This window comes from Candidatus Melainabacteria bacterium RIFOXYA2_FULL_32_9 (assembly GCA_001784615.1).
Classification (GTDB): domain Bacteria; phylum Cyanobacteriota; class Vampirovibrionia; order Gastranaerophilales; family UBA9579; genus UBA9579.
The window spans coordinates 1-6,187 of sequence record MFRQ01000122.1 but is presented as its reverse complement, the minus strand read 5'-3'; the positions used below and the strand labels follow the sequence as shown (position 1 = coordinate 6,187).

General features: G+C 32.6%; 4 protein-coding genes and 1 pseudogene. 2 read left to right on the top strand and 3 right to left on the bottom strand.

Annotated elements, in window-relative coordinates:
- Positions 1–221 precede the first annotated feature (221 nt).
- Positions 222–1,535, top strand: a complete 1,314-nt coding sequence (locus tag A2255_02225) for a tRNA (N(6)-L-threonylcarbamoyladenosine(37)-C(2))-methylthiotransferase MtaB (GenBank protein ID OGI18085.1) — start codon at positions 222–224, stop codon at positions 1,533–1,535.
- A 39-nt stretch (positions 1,536–1,574) separates the two neighbouring features.
- Here the strand turns inward: A2255_02225 and A2255_02220 are convergent, their stop codons facing one another.
- Complete coding sequence (locus tag A2255_02220; protein ID OGI18084.1) at positions 1,575–2,702, bottom strand: hypothetical protein; 1,128 nt, start codon at positions 2,700–2,702, stop codon at positions 1,575–1,577.
- A 570-nt stretch (positions 2,703–3,272) separates the two neighbouring features.
- On the opposite strand from A2255_02220, the gene A2255_02215 reads away from it, so the two are divergent.
- The gene (locus A2255_02215; protein ID OGI18086.1) at positions 3,273–3,884 is read left to right on the top strand and encodes an ATP-dependent Clp endopeptidase, proteolytic subunit ClpP; all 612 of its coding nucleotides are present in this window, start codon (positions 3,273–3,275) and stop codon (positions 3,882–3,884) included.
- Positions 3,885–3,935: 51 nt separating this feature from the next.
- On the opposite strand, the gene A2255_02210 is transcribed toward A2255_02215, so the two are convergent.
- A complete protein-coding gene (locus tag A2255_02210) occupies positions 3,936–5,633 on the bottom strand; it encodes a hypothetical protein (GenBank protein ID OGI18083.1) in 1,698 nt (565 codons plus the stop codon).
- A gap of 132 nt (positions 5,634–5,765) precedes the next feature.
- Positions 5,766–6,187, bottom strand: a pseudogene (locus A2255_02205) (hypothetical protein).

Genomic DNA, 6,187 nt, shown 5'->3' with positions numbered 1-6,187 from the left:
TTGGATTGCCACGTCGGGCTTTCAGCCCTCCTCGCAATGACAATATCACTTTATGCGTAAGTATTTTTTGTTACCTCCTTATATGTGAAAAACTTGACTACTTAAAAGATTGATATTAACAATTTTTTACAATCTATTTTTAACATTAACAGAGTAGAAGTTAATAATAAGCAAAATTTTTAGGATAAAATATTGGAGTTACAGCTAAATTTAAAAGAAATATGAAAAAAGTTGCTATAAATACTCTTGGGTGTAAGGCTAATCAGCTAGAATCATCGATTTTAGCTGATGATCTTGTGAAATATGGATTTGAAGTAGTTAAATTTAATGAAATTGCCGATTTTTATATAATAAATACTTGTTCAGTAACTGGAAAAAGTGATAATAATTCAAGATACTACATAAGACAAGCAAAAAGAAGAAATCCTGCTGCTAGAATTATCGTTACAGGATGCTATGCGCAAGTTGCGGCAGAGGAAATAAGACAATTAGAAGATGTGAATTTAATTATAGGTAATACTGAAAAGCAGAACTTGGTAGAATTACTAAATAATAACGAATTATTTGATGATTCTGAACCACAAATACTAGTTTCAGATATTATGCAGGAAAAAGAATTTAAAGATAAAAAGGTTTTATCAGCATCAGGCAGGACAAGAGCAAATATTAAAATTCAGGATGGTTGTAATTTCAGATGTTCTTACTGTATAGTCCCTTATGCAAGAGGTAATAGTAGAAGTAACAATCTTAATGATATTCTTGAGCAGGTTGAATTAATAACAGGACAAGGATTTCAGGAATTGGTTCTGTCAGGAATTCATCTTGGTCAATGGGGACTTGATTTAAAGCCTAAAAGTTCATTAGCTAATCTTATAAAAGAAATAGAGCAGGTTGAAGGGCTAAAAAGATTCCGCCTTAGTTCTATTGATCCTATTGAATTTACTGATGATTTAATAGAAACATTGATTAATTCAAAGAAATTTTGCCGTCACTTGCATATTTCTCTGCAAAGTGGAAATAATGAAATTTTAAAACTTATGCGCAGACGTTATAGCGTTGAATATTATAGTGATTTAATAAATAATTTGACCAAAAATATTCCAAATCTGGCAATAGGTAGTGATATTATAGTTGGATTTCCGGGAGAAACAGATGAGTTTTTTAATGATACTTATAAAAATCTGGAAAATCTACCTATTAGCTATATTCATGTTTTTACATATTCCAAAAGAAAAGGGACACCAGCAGCTGAAATGGAGAATCAAATTCCACAGGGAATAAAGAAAATCAGAAATAATATGTTGACTGAACTTGCAGCAGGAAAAAACCTGGAATTCAGGAAAAGTCAGCTTAATCAGGAATTAGAAGTACTTATTGAGCTGACACGTGATAAAAAAACAGGTTTATTGAAAGGCCGAAGTGATAATTATATACCTGTTTTGATTAATGGCAAGGATGATCTAAAGAACAAATTGATAAAGATAGTAATTACTGAAATAGACCAGGTTACTACAAAAGGAGAAATTTTAATATAAAATTTCTCCTTTTGAGTTAAGTCTTAAATAATTATCTTCTTATTCTTTCCTAATGCAGCGAACATAGAAATAAGGAGTAGCGCCAGTCATGACTTGCGAGCTTTGTTCGCCGTTACTTGAGTGTTGTGCCCATATATTGGTGTTACTCCCATCTTCTCGTGATGAGGACCAGTAATAATAACCATCAACATTTACAAAACCACCTATATCATCTCTGCTTTGCATAACTACGTTTAATTCATTTTTTGCCGGTAAGTACCAATCATTATGACCATATGCATTAATTGTATTAAGTTGCTGACAGGCTAATGCAGCCTGATGTGGTGGCGACTGATCAGGGCTTCCATCTATAGCGTTTATAAGGGTCGCAGTATTAGTTGCGCCATCGTCTAGACTGACAGCGTCTATATCAGTCCAGTGCCCGTCTACACAGTCATTCCAGCAAGTAGAACTGGCATCATTTGGTGTAGTAAATATATTGGATCCTGAATATGTTCCTGCAAATATTGTACCATCTTCACAAGAATCACCCGGGTTACTTGTACACCCACCAGAAGTTATTTTCATAGCACAGGCAGTTGATTCAGCGTAACTGTCACAAACAGTGTTAATCTCATCAACCAAAGTGGTCATATTCCAGCTGTAATAATTACCACCTTTTGTTTGAATTATTGATTTGCCCGAATTTACATCAGCTAAGGGAAGATTTAAGTAATAGCGAAGAGTATATTTGGGGTCTGGATCGGTGCAATTCGTTGAGTTACTAAAACATCTGGATAAGAAGTAATTACAAGCATCTTCTCCACCTTGGTCACAAGAAGCTCTTAGGATTTTCAAGGCGGCTGTTTTTTGATTAGCTGTACCAGCTCCATCAGCATATGTTATTAGAGTATTGCAATCGCCTCCTTCACCTGTCTCGCATCCATGATAAGCTGCATAACAATTGCCACTAGAAGGAAGTGGGAGTGTAATATTGCCTGTAGTTGCATTGAAAATAATATCTGCAGCGCCATTAAGTATGCAGTTTATTGCATTTTCAGAAACACCTATAGGTTTTTTCTTGGTAATAATTGGTATAGTAGCAGCTAATGCTACACTTACTAATAGTAAAATAACTAGAGTTTCAGCAAGGCTAAAACCATTTTTATGCTTTTTTATAAATCGCATAAGCTACTTGCTCCTAAATCATAGAATTTTTCTATAATAAAAAACAGCTTATAAAATGCCTAATTAAAGTATTAGACATATTTTAAACTAAGTCAATCCTTGTTAAAAATTTATATTCAATTTTTTTGTAAGATCAATTACCTAACTTAAGTTAGTGACAAATGCTTTTGAAACAGGCAGACTTAATTTATAGTTATCTGGTTATAGCACTACTAATTTCTTTATATAATTTTTGGGTAATAGTAAAAATTAAAGTGATAAATTTTTCCAGAGTCATAATCCAGCTAATCGTCGCACTGTCATTGCGAGCACCGTAGGTGTGCGGCAATCCAAATAATATTATACTATCTTTTTTTGGATTGCTTCGTCACTTCATTGCATTTCATTCCTCGCAATGACACTAGGAAAATTTGATTTCTGAATATGTTCTATATCACTTATTTTTATACCTCTACCAATTTTTGTCCTTGATAATATAAAAATTTTTGCAATAGTTTTATTAATATCATATAATATTATGGGTTATAAATACTTAGAGAGTGAGAATTAATAATGGATTTGGATAGAATTATGAGCTACGTTCCTATGGTTATTGAGCAATCGAGCCGTGGTGAGCGTTCATTTGATATATTTTCAAGGCTTTTAAGAGAAAGAATAGTTTTTCTTGGTACAGAAATAGATGATCAGATTTCTAATATTGTTGTAGCTCAATTATTACTATTGGATGCTGAAAATCCTGAGAAGGATATAATAATGTACATTAATAGTCCTGGTGGGGTTATAACTTCAGGAATGGCTATCTATGATACTATGCAGCATGTGAGGGCTGATGTAAGCACTATATGTGTTGGCGAAGCCGCAAGCATGGGTGCTTTCCTGTTGGCATCAGGCACTCCCGGCAAGCGTATGGCATTACCTAATGCAAGAATTATGATTCACCAACCATCAGGCGGTGCAAGGGGTCAGGCTTCTGATATTATGATTGAAGCTGCTGAAATTGCCAGAATTAAAAAGCAAATGAATGAATTGATGGCTAAGCATACAGGTCAGTCTTACAAGAAAATTGAGCAGGATTCAGACAGAGATTTCTATATGGGACCAGATGAAGCAAAAGAATATGGGCTTATTGATAAAATAATTGCAAAGCAAGAAAAAACAGAATCTAATTCTAAAGAAATTTAAATTGAATAAAGCTATAAATAAAAATCCTGCTTATGTAGCAGGATTTTTATTTTAATTTTTTGAGAAGATTCTTAGAATTTTGCTTAATAATCCATCGTCTTCCTCTCCATTTATTTTAGATTCAAGTTTTTCAATTCTAGATTTTGCTTCATCAGATTTTGCGGAAAGCCCTGCTGTATCTAGATATTTGTTGTAATTTTGAAGTGCTAAATCATAATTTTTTGCTTGTTCATAAGCCTCTGCAAGAGTAAAATATTCCTCTTTGCAGTTTGGATTTATCTTTAAAATTTCGTTATAAATTTCTATAGTTTGCTGATAGTCTTTCTTTTTGAAGTATATCTCGCCGATTTTCTTAAGCGCAGTGATGTTTTCTTTATCAATACTATATATTCTTTGGTAATATTCAGCTGCAATGTATTCTTCAGAAATATCTTCATATAATTTAGCTAATTTTAAGGCTATTTCTATGTTTTTGGGGTCATGTTCAAGTGCCCAATTAAATTCGTCAATAGCAAGCTGCTTTTCTCCTTTTAAATCGTGATAAATTCCAAAGTTATAGTGTGATTCAAAAGGTTTTTTCATAATTTCATAAATTTCAGCAACTTTTCTGTATCCAAAAGGGCTTTTAGGAATAAATTCTTTTATTTTTTCAGCATATTCAAGAGCTTTTTGATAATCTTTTTTAAGGCTATGGAAGTCTGCAAGTACTCCGATTGCTTCAATATTTTTAGGATCTTTTTCCAGCACTAAGTTTAAATTTTCCTCTGCTTCTGAATCCATCTTAAGTGCAATGTGAGCTTTTGCTAAACCAACATAATGGGAAAGTTTATCAGGCTCCAGTTTTATAAGATTTTCAATAGTTTTCAATGCTTTTTCATGTTTATCAATTTCGAAGTATAAGTCTGCTAATTCATTAAGTATATTCTCATCGTTTGGTCGAATTTCAAGTGCTTTTTCTAATGCTTCGCTTGCAGCTTCAGCGTTGTCTAGCTTAATGTATGTTTCTGCAAGTTTTCTATAGACATTATAATTTTGATTGTCTTTCTCTAAAATAGCCAGAAATTCATCTACAGCTTGCAGATAATTCTCTTTTTTAATCAGTATATCTGCAATTGCAAGTCTTATTTTAACTGCATCCTGTTTATTTTCGGTTTCGGATAAAGCTTTTTTATAAGCTGAAACGGCCTGAGATAATAATCCTTCTAATTCATTAATCCTTGCTTTTGTTAAGTTATATAGCCAGCTGTTATTTTCTTCCTCATAAAGTTCCATCAATTGGGTCAAAGCGACTATATCATCAGGATTTAACAATAGTAACAGTTTATAAAAATGAATTGCTTCTTGTCTATTTCCTAAAATTCTGTACACATGAGCAATTCTTTCGCAAAGATTGCTGTCTTGTGGAGCGGCTTTATAACATTCGATGTATATGAAAAGAGCTTTATCATATTGATCTGCGCTTTCATATAATTGTCCAAGCTTATATGACAAATCAAATGTAGGTTGTTGCTGAACGACTTTCTCAAAGCATTCAACAGCTCTGGCAAACTCTTCATCAAATTCGCTTAGTTGTCCAAGAACGAAATTTGCATCTAAATGATCAGGTTTTAGCTTTATTACTTCTTCAAGAGTTATTTTAGCGGCTTTATAATCTTGATTGTCTAGATATTTTCTAGCTAACTCCATTCTTACATCGATATTATCGGGTTCGTTATTAACTTTTTCTACAAGTTCTAAAAGCTTATTCATAAATTTTTTCCTGCTCAAGTTTCAACTATTTTACTGTATTTATGATACATCAAAATGAACAAATGATTTTAATCCAGTATGGTTAGTTATGTAGACTAATCGAGAATCTTGTAATTTTCGTTAGCTTATCATTTAATTGTTAGGCATTTCACCTTTTTGTGCTTCATCTATTATTCTTTTGATTCTATTTTGAAGTGATTCTACTTCACTTTCTTTATAATGCTTTTGGTTCCAGTCATGTAACATATTAGCAAATTCTGCTCCTGATATATTTTTATTAGGATTGTTTTTACAGGAATTTGCATATTCCTCAATGAAGTCTTTATTTGATTCGATTATTAGCTTAGCTACTTTAGCTGCTGTAGTTGTTATTATTTTAATATCTTTAGCTACGGCATCTTTAGCTGCTTCTTTGGCAAATGGATTAGCATCCGTAGCTAATATTGAGGTGTTCGGTCCCAGCCCGTATTTTGTCACAGCTTCTGTAACATAGTTTGTAGCATTTTCTAGATCTGAAGATACTCCGGCAAGATTTGATCCGTATTTCATTTTTT